This window comes from Arthrobacter sp. UYCu512 (assembly GCF_040547075.1).
Lineage (GTDB): Bacteria > Actinomycetota > Actinomycetes > Actinomycetales > Micrococcaceae > Arthrobacter.
The window spans coordinates 1-20,078 of record NZ_JBEPPA010000029.1 but is presented as its reverse complement, the minus strand read 5'-3'; the positions used below and the strand labels follow the sequence as shown (position 1 = coordinate 20,078).

The 20,078-nt window shown below is 66.1% G+C and carries 23 protein-coding genes and 2 pseudogenes; 12 read left to right on the top strand and 13 right to left on the bottom strand.

Going from position 1 to position 20,078, the window contains the following annotated elements; all coding sequences use genetic code 11:
• From ABIB49_RS18435 to ABIB49_RS18425, 3 genes are all read left to right on the top strand, one after another.
• The coding region (locus tag ABIB49_RS18435) for an HNH endonuclease (RefSeq protein ID WP_354157567.1) at positions 1-808 on the top strand (808 nt) is incomplete at its 5' end.
• A gap of 775 nt (positions 809-1,583) precedes the next feature.
• On the top strand, positions 1,584-1,961 hold the full coding sequence (locus ABIB49_RS18430; RefSeq protein WP_354157566.1) for a hypothetical protein: 378 nt from the start codon (positions 1,584-1,586) through the stop codon (positions 1,959-1,961).
• A 27-nt stretch (positions 1,962-1,988) separates the two neighbouring features.
• Complete coding sequence (locus tag ABIB49_RS18425) at positions 1,989-2,351, top strand: hypothetical protein (protein ID WP_354157565.1); 363 nt, start codon at positions 1,989-1,991, stop codon at positions 2,349-2,351.
• 21 nt (positions 2,352-2,372) lie between these two features.
• Here the strand turns inward: ABIB49_RS18425 and ABIB49_RS18420 are convergent, their stop codons facing one another.
• On the bottom strand, positions 2,373-2,753 hold the full coding sequence (locus ABIB49_RS18420) for a hypothetical protein (protein WP_354157564.1): 381 nt from the start codon (positions 2,751-2,753) through the stop codon (positions 2,373-2,375).
• Positions 2,754-2,779: 26 nt separating this feature from the next.
• Between ABIB49_RS18420 and ABIB49_RS18415 the strand changes: the two genes are divergently transcribed.
• Both ABIB49_RS18415 and ABIB49_RS18410 read left to right on the top strand, forming a co-directional pair.
• Positions 2,780-3,595, top strand: a complete 816-nt coding sequence (locus ABIB49_RS18415; protein WP_354157563.1) for a hypothetical protein — start codon at positions 2,780-2,782, stop codon at positions 3,593-3,595.
• A 691-nt stretch (positions 3,596-4,286) separates the two neighbouring features.
• A pseudogene (locus ABIB49_RS18410) lies at positions 4,287-5,135 on the top strand (esterase/lipase family protein).
• Positions 5,136-5,168: 33 nt separating this feature from the next.
• Here the strand turns inward: ABIB49_RS18410 and ABIB49_RS18405 are convergent.
• Positions 5,169-6,758 carry an alkaline phosphatase D family protein gene (locus ABIB49_RS18405; protein WP_354157562.1) on the bottom strand — a complete coding sequence of 530 codons (1,590 nt, stop codon included), beginning with the start codon at positions 6,756-6,758 and terminating at the stop codon, positions 5,169-5,171.
• 172 nt (positions 6,759-6,930) lie between these two features.
• Between ABIB49_RS18405 and ABIB49_RS18400 the strand changes: the two genes are divergently transcribed.
• Together ABIB49_RS18400 and ABIB49_RS18395 are read left to right on the top strand one after the other, a co-directional pair.
• On the top strand, positions 6,931-8,103 hold the full coding sequence (locus ABIB49_RS18400) for a DUF6226 family protein (RefSeq protein WP_354157561.1): 1,173 nt from the start codon (positions 6,931-6,933) through the stop codon (positions 8,101-8,103).
• Positions 8,104-8,124: 21 nt separating this feature from the next.
• Positions 8,125-9,333: an acyltransferase family protein gene (locus ABIB49_RS18395; RefSeq protein ID WP_354157560.1), complete on the top strand. Its 1,209-nt coding sequence runs from the start codon at positions 8,125-8,127 to the stop codon at positions 9,331-9,333.
• 7 nt (positions 9,334-9,340) lie between these two features.
• Here ABIB49_RS18395 and ABIB49_RS18390 read toward each other — a convergent pair whose 3' ends face one another.
• From ABIB49_RS18390 to ABIB49_RS18375, 4 genes are all read right to left on the bottom strand, one after another.
• A complete protein-coding gene (locus tag ABIB49_RS18390) occupies positions 9,341-9,745 on the bottom strand; it encodes a VOC family protein (RefSeq protein WP_226775001.1) in 405 nt (134 codons plus the stop codon).
• Positions 9,746-9,783: 38 nt separating this feature from the next.
• Entirely contained in the window at positions 9,784-10,206 is a 423-nt protein-coding gene (locus tag ABIB49_RS18385) for a helix-turn-helix transcriptional regulator (protein WP_283480469.1), read from the bottom strand.
• 97 nt (positions 10,207-10,303) lie between these two features.
• The gene (locus tag ABIB49_RS18380) at positions 10,304-10,459 is read right to left on the bottom strand and encodes a hypothetical protein (protein WP_354157559.1); all 156 of its coding nucleotides are present in this window, start codon (positions 10,457-10,459) and stop codon (positions 10,304-10,306) included.
• Positions 10,460-10,467: 8 nt separating this feature from the next.
• Positions 10,468-10,890, bottom strand: a complete 423-nt coding sequence (locus tag ABIB49_RS18375) for an ASCH domain-containing protein (RefSeq protein WP_354157558.1) — start codon at positions 10,888-10,890, stop codon at positions 10,468-10,470.
• Between the two features lie 181 nt (positions 10,891-11,071).
• On the opposite strand from ABIB49_RS18375, the gene ABIB49_RS18370 reads away from it, so the two are divergent.
• A complete protein-coding gene (locus ABIB49_RS18370) occupies positions 11,072-11,620 on the top strand; it encodes a VOC family protein (RefSeq protein ID WP_354157557.1) in 549 nt (182 codons plus the stop codon).
• A gap of 261 nt (positions 11,621-11,881) precedes the next feature.
• Here the strand turns inward: ABIB49_RS18370 and ABIB49_RS18365 are convergent.
• Positions 11,882-12,321, bottom strand: a pseudogene (locus ABIB49_RS18365) (FAD-binding oxidoreductase); the annotation flags it as partial.
• A gap of 154 nt (positions 12,322-12,475) precedes the next feature.
• Between ABIB49_RS18365 and ABIB49_RS18360 the strand changes: the two are divergent.
• A complete protein-coding gene (locus ABIB49_RS18360) occupies positions 12,476-12,796 on the top strand; it encodes a putative quinol monooxygenase (RefSeq protein ID WP_226774996.1) in 321 nt (106 codons plus the stop codon).
• A gap of 21 nt (positions 12,797-12,817) precedes the next feature.
• On the opposite strand, the gene ABIB49_RS18355 is transcribed toward ABIB49_RS18360, so the two are convergent.
• The 3 genes from ABIB49_RS18355 to ABIB49_RS18345 form a co-directional block, all read right to left on the bottom strand.
• Positions 12,818-13,699, bottom strand: coding sequence for a F510_1955 family glycosylhydrolase (locus tag ABIB49_RS18355; protein WP_354157556.1), 882 nt, complete (start codon positions 13,697-13,699; stop codon positions 12,818-12,820).
• Between the two features lie 85 nt (positions 13,700-13,784).
• Positions 13,785-14,402, bottom strand: a complete 618-nt coding sequence (locus tag ABIB49_RS18350) for a DUF305 domain-containing protein (RefSeq protein WP_354157555.1) — start codon at positions 14,400-14,402, stop codon at positions 13,785-13,787.
• 133 nt (positions 14,403-14,535) lie between these two features.
• Positions 14,536-15,030, bottom strand: coding sequence for a hypothetical protein (locus tag ABIB49_RS18345; protein WP_354157554.1), 495 nt, complete (start codon positions 15,028-15,030; stop codon positions 14,536-14,538).
• A gap of 254 nt (positions 15,031-15,284) precedes the next feature.
• Between ABIB49_RS18345 and ABIB49_RS18340 the strand changes: the two genes are divergently transcribed.
• Entirely contained in the window at positions 15,285-15,662 is a 378-nt protein-coding gene (locus ABIB49_RS18340; protein ID WP_354157553.1) for a VOC family protein, read from the top strand.
• 73 nt (positions 15,663-15,735) lie between these two features.
• Here ABIB49_RS18340 and ABIB49_RS18335 read toward each other — a convergent pair whose 3' ends face one another.
• Together ABIB49_RS18335 and ABIB49_RS18330 are read right to left on the bottom strand one after the other, a co-directional pair.
• On the bottom strand, positions 15,736-17,001 hold the full coding sequence (locus ABIB49_RS18335) for a flavin-containing monooxygenase (RefSeq protein ID WP_354157568.1): 1,266 nt from the start codon (positions 16,999-17,001) through the stop codon (positions 15,736-15,738).
• A gap of 50 nt (positions 17,002-17,051) precedes the next feature.
• Positions 17,052-17,417 carry a TfoX/Sxy family protein gene (locus ABIB49_RS18330; protein ID WP_354157552.1) on the bottom strand — a complete coding sequence of 122 codons (366 nt, stop codon included), beginning with the start codon at positions 17,415-17,417 and terminating at the stop codon, positions 17,052-17,054.
• Between the two features lie 314 nt (positions 17,418-17,731).
• On the opposite strand from ABIB49_RS18330, the gene ABIB49_RS18325 reads away from it, so the two are divergent.
• Positions 17,732-17,935, top strand: a complete 204-nt coding sequence (locus tag ABIB49_RS18325) for a cold-shock protein (protein WP_024365339.1) — start codon at positions 17,732-17,734, stop codon at positions 17,933-17,935.
• 290 nt (positions 17,936-18,225) lie between these two features.
• Here the strand turns inward: ABIB49_RS18325 and ABIB49_RS18320 are convergent, their stop codons facing one another.
• Entirely contained in the window at positions 18,226-19,119 is an 894-nt protein-coding gene (locus ABIB49_RS18320; protein ID WP_282360191.1) for a glucose 1-dehydrogenase, read from the bottom strand.
• 308 nt (positions 19,120-19,427) lie between these two features.
• Here ABIB49_RS18320 and ABIB49_RS18315 point away from each other — a divergent pair, with 308 nt between their 5' ends.
• On the top strand, positions 19,428-19,736 hold the full coding sequence (locus ABIB49_RS18315; protein WP_282360192.1) for a hypothetical protein: 309 nt from the start codon (positions 19,428-19,430) through the stop codon (positions 19,734-19,736).
• Positions 19,737-20,078 lie beyond the last annotated feature (342 nt).

Here is a 20,078-nt window from a genome sequence, read left to right as displayed (position 1 = left end):
TGCTGGTGGGGATGCAATCATGGTGAAGTTTCCCTCCTGCCTTCAGCCTCTATTCTCGTTCAAGAAGCGGTCTCTAACGAGTCTGGCTGATAGGGCGGACCCGTCGGGCCAGTTCAAGGCCGGCATGTGCAACTTGCACTACCTCAGGGATAGACGCGGCCAGGAACGCGTCAATGAGCTCGGGGTTCGGCTCTGCCCGCACTGCGGTGGCGACATGTCCACGGCTAGGCGGAACTCCCTGTACTGCAGCACGAAATGTCAGTCCTCCGCGTGGGTCGCCGCTAACATCGACGACGTCCGGCTCCACAGTCGCCTCAATGAGGGGAAGCGAAAAGCTGCCAAGTACGGCAACCCAGGATATGAGGAGTTCGGGATCCAGGATTGGATCGACCTAATGGAGACGCTGGACCACCGCTGCACCTACTGCGATGAGCAGTTCGATGCAAACGATCTGGAGATGGATCACATCGTCCCACTGAGGCGTGGGGGTCCCCATCGGCTGTCCAATGTGACCCCAGCGTGCGGGCCATGCAACGGGTCAAAAAAGGACCGTCCCCTACTGTTCGAATGGGCACCACGGCTCTTGGGTGGAAAGCCGCGTCGGGACAAGAGCGCCCCCCGGGGCCAACGGGAAAACAAATGGAACTCAGACCAATGGAGGGACCACGGCGGGCCGCTCCCTTCAGTCCACGCCCTAGCTGCACCTTTTCCCGAGCTACAACGAGCAATCACGCTGACCGAGCTTTTCTTCCTTGAACCAGATGCTGAGGAAGGGCCGGATTTTGACGAGGGCAGTCGGCCGGCGTGAACTGCAAAGCCGCGAGAAGCCCCTGTTCCAGTCTCGTGTTCGATGCCGTCTCATGTCGTGAGCTGGAGCCCGCATTGAACACCGTGGGAGCCGGTGCCGCCCTCCCCAAGACGGGCACGCCCGTGGCCAATGACAATGCTTTCGGGTGACCGGTGGCGCGGGTCACCTTATGGGCCAAAGCGCGCCGTCGCAGGGATCTGGTATTTCCGCCGGTCAGAGGCGTTGCTTCGAACGTTCCATCATCCGTCGTGCACGACGCACTCCGCGCGGCTTAGAAACCCCATTGCAGGGTTACGGCGTAACGCGTCAATGCCCATCCGCGGAGCCCACGACTAGCAGTCCGACTGGCCGACCTCGACGCACGGCATGCTGAAAGGCTGCGACCACGATCGGTACCTCTGCCGGGAGCGGAGCGACGACATCACGGAGGATGAGGAAACCGGTTTCCAGTGGTGGGGGGAGTGCCTCCAATCTGATCTGCGGTGTATTCGTATAGGGGCCACCCGGCGGCGGTGACGGCCCGACGAGCGATCTCCATGACCTCGTCGCTGGCCGTCGCGTCCCCGCAAGGCGCCAAGGTCAGCAATGCGGGCGCCACCGGGCCATCGGCAAGCTGCAGGAAGGGCTCCGCGCCGAAGCGGCGCGGGCTGGTCGACGCTAGCGCCGGAGGTCCGTTTCCCACAGAAGTGCGGGACACTGGAAGTCCCGAGCCATGAAAGCGGGCCACCTTGATTAGTTTCCAGAAGGATGCCGACGGCTTCACCCTGCTGACTCCATGGGGCTGAGCGGGGCCGGCGGCCCCGGCCGTCTCGATCCGCTGCTGTATCCGTGGGAGCCGCCCGTGGCCTCGGGTGTCATGGACGGCGATGAGTTCCGGCCCCTTGAGCTCTCAACCGGATTGGATGAAGCCCTCGCGCAGGTCGGCGCGGCACCGCTGGAAGCCCGCTCCCTGGTGGTCTCCATCGGCTCGAATTCAAGCGCCGACGTGATGCGGCGGAAATTCGCCAACTACCACCAGCCAGTCAGCGCGGTCCTGCCGCTGGTCCGGGGGGAGATCCACAACATCGCCGTTGGCCACTCCGCCCATGTGAGCAAGGCCGGCTACATCGCCGCCGCCCCGTATCCGCTGATGGGGGAGTGCACAGCGGTCTGACTTTCGTGGCTGGACGATGTCCAGCTGATGGCCCTCGACGAAACGGAGCCCAACTACCGGCGGATCCAGCTCGACGGCGAAGCCTGCCCGCTCGTCGTGGACCACGGAGAACGCCCGGAGGTGTTCTCGCTATACGCCTCGCGCTGGGGCGTGCTGACCGACGGCGACGGCGGGAAGCTTCCCTTCCTCGACCAGCCTGCCCTCTTCGGGCTCCTCGCCGGCAGCGGCACCGGGGATCTCCTGGAGGAGGGGAAGTCCGTGTTCGACGGGCCGCCGGAGCTTGTTGCCGAGCAACTTGCCATTCCCTCGGTTCAGGCCTGGGCCAGGGAATGGTTCGGCACCGCCGGCCTCACCGCACCCGTGGACTTCGACGGGCCCTGCGCGGCGTAGCCACCCCTTGGAACGTCGCCTTCACCGGGCGGTGATGACCTGCCCGATGATCCCGGCGATGTGCTGCGAAATGTACTCGGCATCGCGGCCCACGCCCGCCACGATGGACGAGCCGTGCCCGGTCAGCCACGGCAACCCGACGGCGTACAGGCCCGGGTGTTCGGTGACGCCGCGGCGGTGCCGGGGGTAGTTCCATTCGTCCAGCACCGGGATGTCCAGGATGCTGAAATCCAGCCGGTAGCCCGTGGCCCAGAGGACCGACGTGACGTTGGCGGCCTCGAGGTTCAGCCGCGCCGGCTCCGAGGGAAGCCAGGCGTCCTTGCGCGGCGGTTCCGGCTCGGAGGCGGCATGCCGGTGGCGGCAATATAGCTCCCGAGCCGGACGGGTAGGATCGAAAAGCACGTGTAAGTACAACAATTGGGGTGGCTGTGAGCGGATGGGTGTCGCCGTCGATGGGGGCGGAAGAGTATGCGGAGCTGACGGCTATCGAGACCGGTATCCCTCCCTACATGAGGCCCCAAATTTGGGACTGGATAGTCCAGCGCTCCAGAAACGAGAGCGTATGGTTCGACGAGGACGTCCCGAAGTTCATGTCACTGGCATTCAAGCGTGATTTCAGTACGAGGCAAGATTACTTTGAGCAGCAGATCCGGGCGCTAGACGACAACGAACTCGTCTCCGCGATGGACTGGATGCTGTACTTTGATATCCATCGCGCCAGAAGCGAAGCGCAAGGCCTCAAGATGGTGTTGGATCTTGGCCGTTCAGAGTGGACGGTGAGTCTGCTTGATCCAGACGTGCCCCGTGTTGCGAAGAGGATCCCCAGTGGAGTCGAGAGGGCTTACGAAGACATCGTCAGCAAGACTTCGGCTGCTGGTAGCCTTCTGGCACAAGCATTCAACGCGGTTTACGGGGCAAGCCCGAATTCCGACAGCGCATACGGACTCAGCGTCAAGGCGGTCGAAATGATCGCGTGCCCTAAAGTCCTGCCTCTGAATCCGCGGGCCACCCTTGGCACGGTCATTTCACATCTGGGGAACAAGGACGTCTCCCTGCCCTTACTTGAGGGACACGTTCCCGCCAAGGACCTCATCACGGGCATGATGAAGAAGCTCTGGACCGGTGGTGAACGCCACGGCTCCGAGACATACCAGCACGTGACCATGGAGGGCGCCAAGGCCTCTTTGGCCCTGGCGTTCAGTCTGGTGTCAATGCTGCACGAGGATGTCATCACGGTTTCCTGAGCTGGGTGGTCTTTCAACCGCGTCCGTCCATCTCGTCGAGGGGTTCCGTTCGTTGCACGGACAACCCGCACCGATGGGCGGAGAGCGCCGACAAGGCCGGGGCGGACATCGGCGCTTTTGCAGCCTGCGTACTTCACCCTTAGCTTCTCCTCTCTGACCATGACGAATAGGAAGTTGAGGCGGCACGGTTCGGCATCCACGGTAGACGTGGTCTGGCTGTGACCTTCTCGAGCTCGGTGTACTGCGTTTTCGAGTCGAGCGATCGCTGGGTGTGCCCATCCTGATAAGTCCACTGGTCGCGGCCGTTGGAGGTGTTGTGATAGCCGCCTCGCTGTCGAGTCACGGTGCGGTACTCATAAGTGACGCAAGGTGAGCAGCTGGCGAACACCATGCTCAGCCCCGCCAACGGCCCGCGGAATGAACGTTTATGCACGCATGGTTGACCGTTTTCTCAGACCGTCTCGGGCGAAAAGAAGATACTGACCAGTGACTATGCGTTGCGAGCGGGCGTCAACTCAGGGCGGGCAGGGCTCGCCGGAAGAGCCGGTTTTCGTGCACATCCGTGCAAAATCATGGCCGGACCGGGCTGCGGGCTGCCTACGGTTGAGTAACCGGGCAACCCTGGCCGACCCGGAGTATAACGAATACTGCCGGCCCCGCAGCCCGCTGACACACGAACAAAGAGGTTTCCATGTCGCTGCTCGCAAAAGTCCTTTCCACCGCCGCCTCTGCCGTCCTGGCCGGCTCCCTGGCCGTGGCCCCCGCCCATGCGGGACCTGTTGAGCTTTCCCCGCCGGGTGCCAACGACTGGTCCTGCAAACCAAGCGCCGAGCATCCCTATCCGGTCATCCTGGTGCCTGGAACCTTTGAGAGCATGGATAAGAACTGGTCCACCCTCTCGCCGTACCTCAAGAGGGCCGGGTACTGCGTCTTCGCTCTCAACTAAGGCGAGACCAACGGCGTGTATGCCACGGCGCCGGTCGCCGATTCGGCGCAACAGCTCGCGCCGTTCGTGGACAAAGTGCGTTCCGCCACCGGCGCCAAGCAGGTGGATCTCGTGGGCCACAGCCAGGGCGGCATGATGCCCCGCTACTACATGGGCTTTCTCGGCGGCGCAAAGAATGTCCATCAGCTCATCGGGATCGCACCTTCCAACCACGGCACGAAAGGTGTGATCGTCCCGCCGCCGGGATTCGTCCCGCCTCCGGACTTCACCGCACCGGGCTGTGCAGCCTGCGCCGACCAGCGGGCAGGATCGGCGTTCATGCAGAAGCTGAACTCCATCGGCGACACCGTTGCCGGACCGTCCTACACCGTCATCTCCACCGTGAACGACGAGGTGGTCATTCCCTACAACAGCCAGTTCCTCAACGGCCCGGCGCGGCAGGTCACCAACCTCACCATCCAGGACAAGTGCCCGGCCGATCCGATCGAACATGACCAGACGCCGAACGACCCCGTGGTGCACCAGATCGTGGCCCACGCACTGGGCACGGTGTCCGGTCCCGCTGATCCGGCCTACCAGCCCAACTGCATCTGAGTGAGTGGCGGCGGGCCGGGGCGGCAACGTCTTCTACCCCCGCGGCTGAAGCCCCGGCACCCCGTCCAGGATCGCAAACGACGCCTTCGTGGACACAGGTGCTCCCGGCGTCGTGACGTAGTCCAGCGTCCGGAAGTCGGCGGTCATGGCGTCCTTGGTGATGCGGGTGTTCACGTAGCCGCGGTTGTCGTTGTAGAACTTCAGGTGCGGGTTCCAAGCCATTACCGGATCCGTAGTTGATCCTGAGCCGTTGCCGGTGGACGAGATGGAGGTGCAGACCAGTTCCGAGCCCACCACGGGCGAGGCCGGGTCCTTGTAGTCCACCTTGACGTCGTTGGCCCAGTTGCGGTGCACGTCACCGGTGAGGACCACGGCGTTGCGCACCTTGGCGTCCACCCAGCCCTGCGTGATGCGGCGGCGCGACGCGGCGTAGCCGTCCCACCCGTCCATGGAGACGTCGTCGATCTCCGGTGCCTTGTCCCGGTCCCGCTCGGCGAAGAAAACCTGCTGGCCCAGGATGTCCCAACGCTGCGTGGAGTTCCGGAAGCCGTCCAGCAGCCACTTCTCCTGCTCCGCGCCGGTGATGGTGCGGTCCTCGGCCAGGCGCCCGGCCACGTTTTTCTTCCAGCCGTCCCCGGCCAGCTGGTCGTCGCGGTACTGCCGGGTATCCATCATGTGGAAGTTGGCCAGCTGTCCCCACTGCAGCCGCCGGTAGATCTTCATGTCGGCACCCGCCGGCACCGACGAGGGCCGCAGCGGCATGTTCTCGTAGTACGCCTGGAACGCCGCGGCCCGGCGCTGGCGGAAATGCTCCGCGGTGTCGTTCAGCTGCCCGGCGTCGGTGTTCTCCGGGACCTCGTCCGCCCAGTTGTTGTCCACCTCGTGGTCATCCCACACCACAAGCCACGGCGCCACCGCGTGCGCTGCCTGCAGATCGACGTCGGCCTTGTACTGCGCGTGCCGCTGCCGGTAGCCGGCCAGGTTGACGGTCTCCGGGCCCGCATGGTCGCGCGGGTTGCCGCCGCCGATCACATAGCTGTCCTTCTTGTACTCGTACAGATAATCGCCCAGGTGCAGCACCAAGTCCGGGTGGTCCTGCGCCAGCCGCGCGTAGGCGGTGAAGTAGCCGTGCTCGTACTGGGCGCAGCTAGCGAACGCCATGGCCAGCGCCGCCGGCGTCTCATGCAGCGCCGGGCTGGTGAGCGTGCGGCCGACCGCGCTGAGGTGCCGGCCGGTGCGGAACCGGTAGAAGTATTCGCGCCCCGGCCGCAGGCCTTTCAGCTCCACGTGCACCGAGTGCGCGGTCTCGATCCGGGCGTGCTCGACGCCGCGGGCTACCACTTTGCGCATGCCGGCGTCCTCCGCCACTTCCCAGGCCACCGCGACGTTGCGCGACGGCATCCCGCCCAGACCGTCCCCAGCGATGGGGTCCACGGCCAGCCGGGTCCAGATCACGAAGCCGTCCGGCCACGGCTCGCCGGAGGCGATACCCAGCAGGAACGGATCGGTGCGGAGGCCGGCGTCGTCCGCAGTGGAAACGGCGACGGCGGCACCCGGCCAGGCGGCGACGAGCCCGGCCCCGAGGCCGGCGGAAAGAACGGATCTGCGTGAAATGTTGTCCATGCCTCCGACCGTACGGAGGGTGGTTGGACAAGTCTTGTGGACCATGTGAATGGCTAGTTAACTGTGTGACAAGACCTGTTGACCCGCTGCCCTCAGCTAAGCGGGCTTGGGACTGCTCCCGCACAAAGGCGAAGCCTCGGCCCCCGCGGTCCTACCGGCTAGGATCGGCGCTATGGGGATCAGCGAGGACATCTTCGAAGGGCAGCCCGCCGACATGCCGGAGCCGATGCCGCGGCGCACCGCACTGTACCGGCCAGGACCGGGCCCGGCCGTTGTGCGGCACCTGGGCGGGTACGCCCCGTTTATGGAGTTCAGCGCCGCGCAGGGAGTGCGGGCCCAGGAGCTGGCGTCCGACCCGGAGCGGCTCATCGGATTCCTGCGCACGTTCGGCTCCGGGATTGCCAGCGACAGCACGCTCCAAGCTGCGGCGGCCATCTTCGCCGGGAACACCATCGCCGCGCTGCGGCCCGACGCGCAGTGGAACGCCCACGAAGGGGCCGCTCCTTCGGTGGGAAACCGGGACCGGCAGTACGAGGTTTCCCGCCTGCTCGAGGGGCTGCGCGGCGCCGACGACGATGCGGTCCGCGGGCTCATCGCCGCCCTGCTGGACTGGGCCCGGGACGATCCGGACGAGCCGCCGGCACGCCCGCCCCTACCGGTATCCCTTGCGGCGGGGCAGCGCCGCTACGTCCGGCCGGACCTGCCGGCGACCACCTACTACTCCAGTGACGGGACGCCGATTCCGTACGGCCGGCACTGGGGTGCTGACGGGCCGGACCAGGATTCGTACAGCGTGGACAGCCACCCGGGGCGTTTCGCCGGGCTTCACACCGTCGCCCGTGCGTTGATCGGGCATCTCACCGCCGTGTACGACGTCGACGCCCAGGACGATCCGGCCCATGCCGGGGAGCTGCTGATGGCAGGTCCCGACGTGTTGCGGGCGGTCAAAGTCACGCCGCAGAATTCCGACGCCGCGTCCCTGACCTTCGTCTTCACCGTCTACCCGGGTGTGATGGTGCATGCCGGGGTGCTGCATGACTTCCCGTTTCCGGTGTGCGGCTGCGATGCCTGCGACGAAACAGTGGAAACAACAGCGGACCGGCTGGAGCGGCTGGTGCTCACGGTCGCGGCCGGCGGATACAGCGAACGCTACCCGGTGGGCCGCCAGCGGTGGAGCGAATACGCCCTGACCGCGTGGGACGGGTCCGGTTCCGAAAGTGGACGGGGCGAACCCGGCCCGGCCGCCGAAGATCGCCTGCGCGACGCCGAGGTCCGGCTGCGGGAGGTGGCCGGCGGATGGAGCCCGTGGCCGCTGCGCGACGGGAGCGCGACCCCGCCAATGTAACGAACTGGTAACGTAGAGTGAATGCTTTCGAAGTCTGGTCAAACACGAGTCACCCAACTGGACGGCCTCCGGGGGATCGCCGCCCTGCTAGTAGTCGCCTGCCACGTGGTGTCCACCCTGCCGGGAATCGGGGGCGTCTTCAGCAACCGGGCCGTGGATCTCAACACCGCCGAGACGTGGGCGGTCTTCTCCCCGCTGCATATCCTCTGGAACGGGACACCGGCGGTGCACGTCTTTTTTGTCCTCTCCGGCTTCGTCCTGGTCCTGCCGTTCACCAGGCCCGGCGCGGTCCCAAGCTGGGCGCAGTACTACGCGAAGCGATTCTTCCGCCTCTACCTGCCGGCCTGGGCGTCGCTGGCCGTAGCCGTGGCGCTGATTGCGCTGATTCCCCGCACTGCGTCGCCCCTGCAGAGTGCCTGGGCGGACATGTACGTGGTCAACCCCACGGTGGTGCAGGTCCTCAAGGACGGTCTGCTGATGCTGAACGCAAGCACCATCAACACCCCGCTGTGGTCGCTCAAATGGGAGGTCGCGTTCTCCCTGCTGCTGCCGGCCTACGTCTTCCTCGCCCTACGCTGGCGGCGCGTGTGGTTCGTGAAAATCGGCTTGGCCTTGCTGCTGGCCGCGGTAGGCGGCGTGCACCACATGGACGCGCTGATCTACCTCCCGATCTTCGCCATCGGGGCCGTCCTCGGCGTGGAACGGGAGCGGATCCGGAACCTGACCCGGTCCTGGCCGCGCGGCGCCTGGTTCCTGGTGGCCGCCGTCGGCCTCTTCCTGGCCAACGCGGAATGGGTCAGCCGCGAGGAACCGATCCCCGGCGTCGAGGCCCTGGTGACCGTCGGCGCGGCGCTGATCGTCCTGCTCTTCGTCTCCTGCGGCGCGGCGAAACGGCTCGGCGACTCGGCCGCGGCCCAGTGGCTGGGACGGGTGTCCTTCAGCTTTTACCTGGTGCACCTGCCGATCATCCTGGCCGGGGTCACCTTGTTCCGCTCCGTCTCGCTTCCCCTGGCGCTCGCGATCTCCGTGGCCGCCTCGTTTGCGGCGGCCGAGCTCTTCTACCGGTACGTGGAACAGCCCGCCCACCGGCTTTCGATGGCCGTGGGACGCGCCGTCGGACGCCGGATCCGTCAGAACGACGACGGCCGGGACGCCGCGAGCCGGGTGCCCACGCCGGCGGGCACCCGTGTTGGGGCCATGGCCGAGGCGGCGCCGGGCCGCCGCCGGTAGGGCGGGGTTAGGCAGCCTGGTTGAAACGCACCATGTTCCCGGACGGGTCCCGGAACGCACAGTCGCGCGGGCCCCACGGCTGGACGATAGGTTCCTGGAGCACTTCGGCACCGGCGGCCCGGACCGCCTCGAACGTAGCGTCCAGATCGTCCGTGCGGAACACCAGGATCGGGAGGGCGCCCTTAACGAGCAGTTGCTGGAGGGCGTCGCCGTCGTCCTGGGAGCGGCCGGCATGCGGGACGGACAGCACAAGCTCCAGATCGGGCTGGGCGGCACTGCCGAGAGTGACCCAGCGCTGCCCGTCCGAGCCGACGTCGTTCCTGACGTCCAGGCCGAGGACGTCCCGGTAGAAGGCGAGGGACCCATCGAGGTCGTTGACGGTGATCTGTGCGTATTGCAAGGAAATGTTCATGCCTCCCACGCTAGGGGAGCGGCTGCGGCGGCGCTTCTTCAATCCTGCTCGGTTTGCACTCTCTGCTTCCGGGCGGGCCGCGTGCGCAGCCGGGCGATGCACAATGGCATGGCCTGCACCGCGTCGTGCTGCCGGGAACGATACTCACTCGGGGGCATGCCGACGATCTCGGTGAACCGCGAGCTGAACGATCCCAATGAGGTACAGCCCACCTCCATGCAGGCATCCGTCACGCTGGCGCCGGCCCGCAACAACGCCATGGCCCGTTCGATCCGCCGGGTCATCAGGTAGTTGTACGGCGTCTCGCCGTAGGCGGCCTTGAACCGGCGGGAGAAATGTGCCGGGGACATCAGGGCACCGGCGGCCATCGTGGGCACATCAAGCGGCCGGGCGTAGTGGCGGTCGATCAGGTCCCGCGCCCGGCGCAGCTGCGCCAGGTTGGCCAGCTCCTGCGGTGTCATGCGGTTAGTCTAGTCGCGCAGGCCCAGGGGGATGCGGGTTTTCCGGCGGGCTCCGCGGGCATCCGGGCGCGCCATCCATCCGCCCTTCTGCGGGTGACTATTGGGCGTCCACGGCTTCGATTCCGTCCAGGATGAGACTAAGGCCGAACTCAAACTCCGCCCCGAAGTCATAGCCCGGTTTGAGGAACCTTGGGGCGGCAACTCCCGACAGTTCCTGCACTCCTTCAGTGCTCCGCTCGGCGCCGAGAGCCAAGGAACGCCTTAGAGCAGTTTTACGACGCGGAAACGTTCGAGCACTATCTCCGTGCCGTCGTCCACAACGAACGAAGCATCGCCGAGGTAGCTGCGCATCTCCGCGCAGTCCCAGAAGCTTTGATGTTCGGCCCGCCACTCGGCCAGGGACGAATATCCTTCGCCTTCGTCGCGGGCATGCTCCCAAGGAACGGCGGCCAGCGGGACGACTTGGACATCTGTTATTTCGATTACCGCAACGGCTTTCTCAGCCGAATCGATGACCACGTGCCGGGCACCAACCTCCGGCAACGGTTCGTCATCCACCCGGTACTCCGCCGCCAGGGCCGCCGTCGTGGTTTTACTGCCATCGACGACGGCGGATACGAGCAGTTCGCGTAACGGCCCAGGGAAGGCGAACTCAGCGCGGGGCAGGTCATTGAATTCGTTCACGTCGTCATTGTGTCCGCCCCGCCTGCAGCCGGCAAGTCCTGCCAGCGGCCTTGGCAACTTCCCTGCCGGACCTCGCCCGAATCACAGCCGAGGCAAGCCTCGGCTGAGGCGATCCGCCGATGAAGGGTCCACGGAACCCTGCCGTTCCCATAGGCATCCGGCTACGGAACTCCGTCTTGAAGTGGTGCAGGTGCCCGTTTCCGATGTGGACCGGGCCAAGGCCTTTTACACGGACCACTTCGGTTTTCACTTGGACCATTGGGCCCCATTGAGGCGTGCACCGCCAGCAGGGTCAGCTGGATTTCCCAACCATACCGATGTGAGCTGCCAAACGTGGGGAGATTCAGCGGGCGGCAGCTGCATCACAGGCGCGTGGCCGGCTCGGGACGCCTGCGGTCATCGGTCCGTCCCGGAATGCCGGAGACTGGAAGCCTCAACCAGTAAAGGCGGAACCCCCTTGATCAATCTCCAACAGGACGTAGACGGCTTCATTCGGATGCCGCGGCACTTCCCGGACAGCGTCGCCATCACCATCACGTTTGCGGACGGCACCGCTGAGGCGTTTTCCGGGGCGCAGTTGAACCAGGCCTATGACGCTGCTTTGGCTGACTATCGGGCCAAGAACAACCTGGACGCCAAGGGCTTCTCGCGGGCGCCCCGGACCAAAACGAACACCGGGAACAAGATTGAGTTCGTGCCCGTCCGGCCCGGCATGGGCTCCGCGCAATAAAACAGCGCTCAGCCGAACAAGTACGTCCCCGCGCACCGCGACCATCGTGGCCACGCCCCGCTCGGGGCCCGCGATGCCCCGGACGCTCATCCGGTCGGGTTGACGGTGGACCTACCCGTCAGGTGCGGGCCGGCATGGAAGTGGGACCACTGTGGGAGGTGCAACCATCGCAGAACCTGCGGCCCGCATTCGTAACGCGGGTATGACAGGAAGCGTACCGGCGCCGGCGCACCCCTAGGGGTAGGCGCACGGGGAAGTTGGCTAGCGGGTCCGTTCCTCGAGCAGCTCCAGCACATGCTCGTACTCGCTGCCGGTGGCCCGTGTTATGCCGAGCTCACACGTCCGGTTGCAGGATGCGTGTGCCATGGCGCCCGTCGCAGCCACCTTGGCTGCCTGCTTCCGGGTGGCCGACGCTGTCAGCTCCGGGTGCAGCATGCCGCGGTCACCGGCGAAAGCGCAGCAGCCCCAAGTCTCCGGGACCTCCACACCCGTCCGGCGACGGCCCCGGCCACGGCGGTCAGTGCCGGGCCCAGGCCCAGCCTGGTCGAGGAACACGTGGGATGCAGGGCCAGGGATTCCAGTTTCTGGTAGTGCGGCAGCTGGGGCAGGATCCGCTCGGCCGCGAACGCGACGGCGTCGAGCACGCGGGGAGCTGGTTTGACGCGGACACCAGCATCTCCTTCGATCGTGTGACGGGAGCCACCCCAGCCTAGGGCGGTTCCCGGGTATTTTGCGCCGGGTGTTCTCACCCCGTGATAATCCGTTTTGGCTTGGCTTGGCTTGGCGGCCGCAGCCAGACAGACTATTGGGGTACCGCACTGTAATCGTGCCCCCGAGCCGGAAGGCAAAAAGCGAATGATCTTCATCGTCGTCAAATTCAAGGTCAAGCCCGACTGGACCGACCGCTGGCTGGACCTGACCCGCGACTTTACCGATGCCACCCGCCAGGAACCCGGCAACCTCTGGTTCGACTGGTCCCGCAGCGTGGAAGACCCGAACGAGTTCATTCTCGTCGAGGCGTTTAAGGACGACGCCGCGGGGGAGCACGTCAACAGTGCGCACTTCACCAAGGCCATGGCGGACATGCCGCAGGCCCTGATGGAGACCCCGGAAATCATCAGCGAGAAGATCGAATCCAACGGCTGGGGCCGGATGGGCGAACTCACCGTCAACTAGCCGGCGTCCACGCCCGCGGGATCAGCCCGCATGGGCTGGCCGAAAGGTGGTTCCGCCGTCTGTGGAGCGAACCAGGCCGGCAGAGGTGGCGGCCCAGACCTGGAGGGTCCCGTCCGCTGCAGCGGCTGCGGCAACGGCGTGGACCTGGCCGGTGGGTGTTCCCCGCTGCTGCCAGGAAACACCTTCGTCGGGGGAGTAGTACACAGTCCCGCCAGGGGCGACGCCGACTGCCTCACCGGTGTTGGCGAACGCGGCGAACTGGATCACCGGGGCCGTGGTGCCCGCCGTCCAGGTGCTCCCGCCGTCGGTGGAACGCTGGATACCTTCTTCTGTGGTGGCCAAAACAGTGTCGCTATTGGGATTGCCGGCGAGGGCAAACGGACTAAAGTCTGCGCCGACGGTCTGCCACGCAATGCCATCGGTGCTGGTCCGAAGCGTCCCGTCATAGGCGACAATTCCGGACTTCGTGGCGGCCAGGGCATGGAAGTCTGACTCATTCTGTCGCGAGAGTTGCTGCCACGTCCTGCCGCCGTCCGTGGTCTTGATCAGGCCGAGCGGGCTGGGCAGGTCCGAGCCGGCTTCCGGGTGCCCGGAGGCGTAAAACACGCCCGGGTCTGAGGCCTTGGTGTAACCCATCAGGTCATGCGAGGGCCCAATCTTCGCGGCAGGAATGCTGGAGACGTCGAACAGGCCATCATGTGTGGCCAGCAACACTTGGCCGGTGTCGCCGTCGACGCTCAGGCCATGAACGTGCGCGTCCGGAAGCCCGGATGCGGCACCGCTGGCAGCGGACCGCGGCGCGTCGGGCGGGGTGGACGTGCAGGCGGTCAGGACAAGGATCACGGTTGCTGCCGCGACTGTGGCGGCGGACGTCCGGATACGGGCGAGGGAGGGGGTGGTCATCAAAAAACTCCAGTCAGCAGGAACTCAAGAGTGGGCGGACGGCGACGCCGGTCCTTGGCAGGGGGCCGACGCCGCCGGATCCTGCTTAGATGCCGCCCAGCAGGGACTGCATCTCCTGGATCTCTGCCTCCTGGGACGAGGCGATGTTCTTGCCCAGGGCCAGCGCGTCAGCGTTTTGGCCCTCCGCCATCTGAGTTTTGGCCATTGCCACGGCTCCCTCATGGTGGGCGATCATCTGCGTCAGGAACAGCCGGGCTGCCTCAGATCCCTGCGCGGCCTTGAGCTTGTCCAGCTCTTCTCCACTCATCATGCCGGTCATGCTGTGTCCTGCGGCCATCTCCGAGGGTTCGTTCCACGCCGACAACCAGCCGGTCATCGTGCTGATCTCCGGGGCCTGCGCCGCCTTGATTTTGGTGGCCAAGGCAGTGACCCGAGGGTCGATGTCCTGCTTGCCGAGGATGATGTCACTCATCTCCACGGCCTGGCTGTGATGCGGGATCATGCCTTGGACAAACATGGTGTCTTCCGCGTTATGAGCCGCGGTGTCCATCGGGGCCGCGCTGCCCGGCATATCGGACGCGCTGTGGCTCATCTCCGGCATGGTGCTTCCGGCAGTTCCGGCAGTTCCGGAACCGGAAGCGCAACCTGCCAGGGCCACTGTGGTTGCAACCAGGGCAGCGGAAAGTGTCAGTGATTTTTTCATGGGAATTGGGGTCCTTCAAGATCGTTGTGGGAACAACGCTGGGCGGAACAGTCGCCGGCCAGCAGTACAGGCCCGATCAAGGGGCCTACGGCAAAGGGGTCCGCGCCGGTGAAGCAGTCGCGGGGCAGTGCCTTTACGTCCGGCTGATGCAGAGGTCCCCGGGCGAAGGAGCCCCGGGCAGATACACGTGGCGGCAGGCGGACCCCTGGTACGGTGGGCCGGCGTCGCCGAAGACGGTGGTGCCCGGCAGCGGGGCCGCGAGCGAGGCCTGGCCCGGCAGCGGAATACAAGCCGGGTCCATACCCGACATTTCGGCGCACCCGCCCGGTCCGAAGCAGGAGGCCTCCTGGCAGCCTGAGTCGTGACCAGCCGCGGTGCGGGATGCGGCCATGTGCGACGGCGGCTGTTCCGCGCTCGGTGTCGCGCCGGCGTCGTGGCCGGTATGGCTCCCCGCCGGTGTTGGGGCTGAACGGAGTTCCGCGGTGTGGGTGGAGTCGGATGCGGCCATGGAGTGGGGGCCAGTCATAAGGTGCATCCCGAAGATCCCGGCTAGGAGGGCCAGCAGGCCCGCCATCATGCCTGTGCGCCGAAGGAAGCCCGGAGTTCGGCCTAGCAATGCGGTGAACATGGGGATTCCTCCTTCCGGTCCGAATCGCGGTTATGTACTACTGCAACAACACCGAAGCAGCGCCGGTCAGCAGCGCCGGTCACGCCCCACGATGATACCCCGGCGGGGTATGGCTCGGCAATCGGCGGCGCCGTGCCGGGCGCGGAGCGTGGACGCTTTGCCTGGATGCCTTGGCGTGGGCCCGAAGCACGGTTGCCATCGGCACGCGGTATCGCTTCGGGCCCGGCAGGCTCTGCTCACGTAAGGTGGCGCTTATGGAACTCCGTCTTGAAGTGGTGCAGGTGCCCGTGTCCGACGTGGACCGGGCCAAGGCCTTCTATGTTGACCAGCTTGGCTTCGGCCTGGACCACGATGTTGAGCACATCCCGGGAATGCGGGTGGTGCAATTGACCCCGCCGGGTTCGTCCTGCTCCATTGTGATCGGCACCGGCATGACCGGTATGGTCCCGGGCAGCCTTGAGGGCCTCCAGCTCACGGTGCCGGACATGGCGGCGACCCGCACCGAACTGCTCCGCCGCGGAGCCCCCGTCAGTGAAGTCCAGGACCTGGGCGGATTCGCGTTCGCCTATTTCAGCGACCCGGACGGAAACCGCTGGGTGATCCAGGAAATCCGGCCCCAACACGGCGCCTAGCAGCCCGCCGCGCCCGTCGCCGGAGCGCGGTATGCCCCGGCGGGTGTGGAGGGTGCCAGTCTGCCCGCGAGCCTCAGCGCGCCGCGATGTGCTCCGCGATGAAGGCGGCGTCCCGGCCCACGCCGGAGAGCAGCGCCGAACCATGCCCGGTGAGCCAGGGCAGCCCCACCGCATACAGTCCGGGGTACTCAGTGACACCGCGGTGGTGCCGCGGATAGACCCACTCATCCAGGACAGGGAGATCCAGAATACTGAGGTCCAGCCGGTACCCGGTGGCCCACAGCACACTCGTGATGCCCTCGGCGGCGAGGTTGAGCCGGCTGTGGGCGGGAGGGAGCCAGTCATCGGCGGCCCGGGGTTCGGCGGCGGGCGCCTGGATTCGGGCCGCCGTGATGTAGGCGTCGATCATCGGCTGGAACCGCTGGCCGAATGCTGCCTCCACCTGCGCCAGGCGCTCGGCAAGGTCATCGCTGACGACGAGGTCGCCGTCGTCTACTCCTTCCAGATGCCCGTGCAGTCGGACCCCGCGCCGGCCCAGTTCACGCAGGTGCAGGTCGTGGCCGCCGTCGACTCCCGAGACCAGCGGATTGCACGCAAACCTGGCCTTCGGGGAGGGCAGTTGCTCCACCTGGAGACCGTTCAGGCCGACGTCGGGGCCGTGCCGGGCCAGCTCCATCAGCCAGCGGATCACGTCCTGGCCGCGGTACCGGCGCGGCGCCTCCGGGCAGGTGGACACGGCAAGATGGACCAGCCGGCCGGCGGCCAGCAGCTCCTCGGCGATTTGTCCGCCGGACTGCCCGGTCCCAACGATAAGCACCGCGCCGGCGGGCAGCTGCTGCGGATTCCGGTACTGATGGGTGTGAAGCTGCCGGACGTGCCCGGGGATGTCCTTGGCCAGTGCCGGGATTCGGGGGACCTGGTAGGCGCCGGTGGCCAGCACAACGTTCTCAGCCCCCCACGGCCCGGCGCTGGTCTCCACGTGGAAGCCGCCGCGATCGGGTGCGATGCGGGTAACGGCGGTGCCGGTGCGGACCGGAACGCCGGCGGCCTGCGCGTAACGCCGGAGGTACCCGATCACCTCGTCCCGGGGCAGGAACGCCTCCGGATGAGGGCCCCCGTACGGCATTCCCGGCAGGTCCACCGAAAAATTCGGCGTATTCAGGAAAAATCCGTCCCACCGGTCCTGCCAGGCGCCGCCGAGTTCCGCGCGCTGCTCCAGCAGTTGATGCCCGACGCCGGCCCGGCCCAGGCAGTAGCTGATGGCCAGCCCCGCCTGCCCGCCGCCGACCACCAGGGTATTTACATTGCGGTTCGGCTCCCCGGCAGTCGCGGTCGCGATATCTGCGGCCTGGACCGGCACGGCCTGGACCGGCACGGCAGTTCCGCCGCCTAGTTCCGGGCCCGCGGGGGCTTTGGCGGTTTCGGCGGCAACCCGGAGACGTGGGAATATGCCTTCGCCACCCACACTCCGGTGCTGTCGCCGTCGTCCTGCCAAGCTTCGGGCAAGCCGCTGTAGTCACGCATCGGCCGTTCCGGGGGTCCGTAGGGCACTGTGCGCTGTTTCGCCTCGAGTTCGGCGCGGTCGGGCGCTGACAGCTTTACGCCCAGGACCGGGCCGAACAACCCCGCGAACATGTTGCCGTTGACGAATGCGCCCAGGTTCCCGAACATGGGCCGCACCACGACGTCGGGGTGCGGCGGCAGCACGGAGCGGAAGCGCTCCTTGTCATTCTCGGACGGTTTGGGCATCTGCATGTGAACTCCCGGTCGCCTCGGGCTCCGCGTTTCAGGCGGGACGTCCCTGCAGGATATGCCCGTTCCGGAACGCGGTCGAGGCCTCCGGGCAAGGTCGGGGCCACCTTCCCGGGACGTGCTGTTGGCCGTGGTGGTAATCCGTCGCGGAAATCTCCTGTAAGGTTGTTTTTGTTGTTGTGTTTATGCAGTTCGTAGTTCAGGCAGTACGCAAGGTTGTAAGACCTTGTTCTTCTGAAGCAGCGGTTTTGAGCACCCCACACAGGAGGACCCGAAAGTCGGGACTTTTCCTCCACCTTCACGAAGGACAAAAAATAATGGCTACTGGTACCGTCAAATGGTTTAACGCTGAAAAGGGCTTCGGCTTCATTTCCCCCGATGACTCCTCACAGGACGTCTTCGCACACTACTCCGCGATCGCCTCTTCCGGCTTCCGCTCCCTCGAAGAGAACCAGAAGGTCTCCTTCGAAACCGAGCAGGGCCCCAAGGGTCCCCAGGCCGTAAACATCCAGGCTCTCTAAGACTTAGCTTTTAGCTAACTCTTCACGAGTCCGGAACCGTAAGGTTTCTAGCAGGGTCCGTCATTGACGGGCCCTGCTTTTGTTTAACCCGGGTGTGCCGCATCCCAACTGACTCGCAGCAGGTGTCGTTTTGAGCCCCCAAAACGACACCTGCTGCGAGTCAGTTGGGGGCCACCGGGGGAGCGGACTGCCGCCGTCAAAAACGGGCCCTCCCGCCGCAGCTTAGCGCTGCAGGGAAGGGCCCGTCCGGGTGTAGCCGCTCCAGGCTGCGGCTGCGGCTACGGCGTCGGCTACGGCGTCGGCAGTCCGCCGTTGACGTTCAGGGTTTCACCGATCACATAGCTGGACTCAGCCGAGGCGAGGAACACATACGCCGGGGCCAGCTCGGCCGGCTGGCCGGCGCGGCCCAGCGGGGTTTCCTTGCCGAACTCCGGCAGATCCTCGGTGAGCTGCCCGCCGCTGGGCTGCAACGGTGTCCAGATCGGCCCCGGCGCCACGGCGTTGACCCGGATGCCCTGGGGTGCGAGCTGCTGGGCCAGGCCCTTGGTGAAGTTGTTGATCGCAGCCTTGGTGGAGGCATAGTCCACCAGGGTCTCCGAGGGGCTGTAGGCCTGGATCGAGGTGGTGTTGATGATGCTCGACCCGGCCGGCAGGTGCGGCAGGGCCTCTTTGGTCAGCCAGAACATGGCATAGACATTCGTTTTGTAGGTGTGGTCGAACTCGACGTCGGTGATGTCGCCGAGCGCCTTCTGCGCCACTTGCTTGCCGGCGTTGTTGACCAGGATGTCCAGGCCGCCGAGTTCCTGCACGGCAGTAGCCACCAGATCACGGCAGGTGGCGGAGTCCTTGAGGTCCCCCGGGACCTTGACCGCCGTGCGCCCTGCCTTTTCGATCAGCTCAGCGATCCGGCTGGCGTCTTCCTCCTCTTCGGGCAGGTAGGACATTACGACGTCGGCGCCTTCGCGGGCGAACGCGATGGCCGTGGCGGCGCCGATGCCGGAGTCCGCGCCGGTGATGAGCGCCTTGCGGCCCTCCAGCCGGCCGGTGCCGCGGTAGCTGTCCTCGCCGAGGTCGGCCTTAGGCGTCATGCGGGCGTCCAGGCCGGGTGCAGGCTGGCTCTGCTCGGGCGCAGTGAGCGTCTCGTAGGCTGTTACCGGGTTTTTGAAGGTGTACTGGTCAGTCATGATGCTCCTCCGGATGGCGGGTCCCAGCTGGGGTGTTTCCGCTGCTTGTCTCCTGGCGCGGACGCTTGCACGCCGCGCACATGCTAAGCATGCTTAGCATCAACCCTAGCCAAGGCGTCGGTTCCGGCGCAACGCGCGCCCCGGCCACGTCGCCCCGGGCCGCCGTCGGGAGCGACGGTCGTGCCGCTCCGGAAAAACAAAGGCCGGCACGTCCTGGCGTCGTCCGGCGGCAAGATGATCGACGGCGGCCGGCCCCGTGGGACTGTCCCGCCGAGCCAGCGGTTTCCCCGGCCGAGGAGTCCACTGCGTTGATAACGGATCTTGTGGTCCGCCGGCTGCTTGACGGATCGACGCCGCCGTGGGCACTGCGGGCCCGGATCATCGCGGACATGCTGGCCGGGGCTGATCGGGGCGGGATTGACCGGGGCGGGGTTCCGGGTAGAGGACGGCAGTCCGGTCCCGTGGACGTTCCCCGCCACCTCTATGCCAATGTCAGTTGGATGTTCGATAACCTGCAGCTGGAAGTTCCGGAACGCACGCTCAGTGGGTCGCCGTACGTGACCGACGGCGGCCCGAAGATCCTGCCGCAGGTCCAGCGGCTGCTCGTCGGCGGGTGAGGCCCGGGCAGGTCCGCCGCGTGGTGTGACCCGGTACACAGGGGTGGATTTCCGGGCTGTGGGTGCTGGGCGCGGCCGCAGGGGGCTTGGTTTGCCCGCCGTGGCGGGGTTTTTGGGGGTGTGGGGGTGGTGTGGGGGGTGGATTTGTGTGGTGGTCTGGTGGCGTGTAGAGTAATTCGAGTCGCCGCCGCTGTTGCGGAGAGTTTGCGATCGACCCCCTGATAAACGGCCTGTGAATATGGCGCTTTTTTGAGTGCGTGTTGCGGGTGGGGACCTTCCGGAGTGTTTGTGGATCGCAGGAATGCTGATTTGCAAAGGGTTCCGGTTTCGGGTAAGTTTGAA

Excerpts from the sequence above, each read along its gene's own strand:
- ABIB49_RS18355 (WP_354157556.1), bottom strand. The coding sequence starts at position 13,699 with ATGACCACCCCCTCCCTCGCCCGTATCCGGACGTCCGCCGCCACAGTC.
- ABIB49_RS18330 (WP_354157552.1), bottom strand. The coding sequence starts at position 17,417 with ATGCAGATGCCCAAACCGTCCGAGAATGACAAGGAGCGCTTCCGCTCC.
- ABIB49_RS18345 (WP_354157554.1), bottom strand. The coding sequence starts at position 15,030 with ATGTTCACCGCATTGCTAGGCCGAACTCCGGGCTTCCTTCGGCGCACA.
- ABIB49_RS18390 (WP_226775001.1), bottom strand. The coding sequence starts at position 9,745 with ATGAACATTTCCTTGCAATACGCACAGATCACCGTCAACGACCTCGAT.
- ABIB49_RS18340 (WP_354157553.1), top strand. The coding sequence starts at position 15,285 with ATGGAACTCCGTCTTGAAGTGGTGCAGGTGCCCGTGTCCGACGTGGAC.
- ABIB49_RS18400 (WP_354157561.1), top strand. The coding sequence starts at position 6,931 with ATGGGGATCAGCGAGGACATCTTCGAAGGGCAGCCCGCCGACATGCCG.
- ABIB49_RS18430 (WP_354157566.1), top strand. The coding sequence starts at position 1,584 with ATGGGGCTGAGCGGGGCCGGCGGCCCCGGCCGTCTCGATCCGCTGCTG.
- ABIB49_RS18425 (WP_354157565.1), top strand. The coding sequence starts at position 1,989 with ATGGCCCTCGACGAAACGGAGCCCAACTACCGGCGGATCCAGCTCGAC.
- ABIB49_RS18360 (WP_226774996.1), top strand. The coding sequence starts at position 12,476 with ATGATCTTCATCGTCGTCAAATTCAAGGTCAAGCCCGACTGGACCGAC.
- ABIB49_RS18325 (WP_024365339.1), top strand. The coding sequence starts at position 17,732 with ATGGCTACTGGTACCGTCAAATGGTTTAACGCTGAAAAGGGCTTCGGC.
- ABIB49_RS18350 (WP_354157555.1), bottom strand. The coding sequence starts at position 14,402 with ATGAAAAAATCACTGACACTTTCCGCTGCCCTGGTTGCAACCACAGTG.
- ABIB49_RS18320 (WP_282360191.1), bottom strand. The coding sequence starts at position 19,119 with ATGACTGACCAGTACACCTTCAAAAACCCGGTAACAGCCTACGAGACG.
- ABIB49_RS18385 (WP_283480469.1), bottom strand. The coding sequence starts at position 10,206 with ATGACACCGCAGGAGCTGGCCAACCTGGCGCAGCTGCGCCGGGCGCGG.
- ABIB49_RS18405 (WP_354157562.1), bottom strand. The coding sequence starts at position 6,758 with ATGGACAACATTTCACGCAGATCCGTTCTTTCCGCCGGCCTCGGGGCC.
- ABIB49_RS18395 (WP_354157560.1), top strand. The coding sequence starts at position 8,125 with ATGCTTTCGAAGTCTGGTCAAACACGAGTCACCCAACTGGACGGCCTC.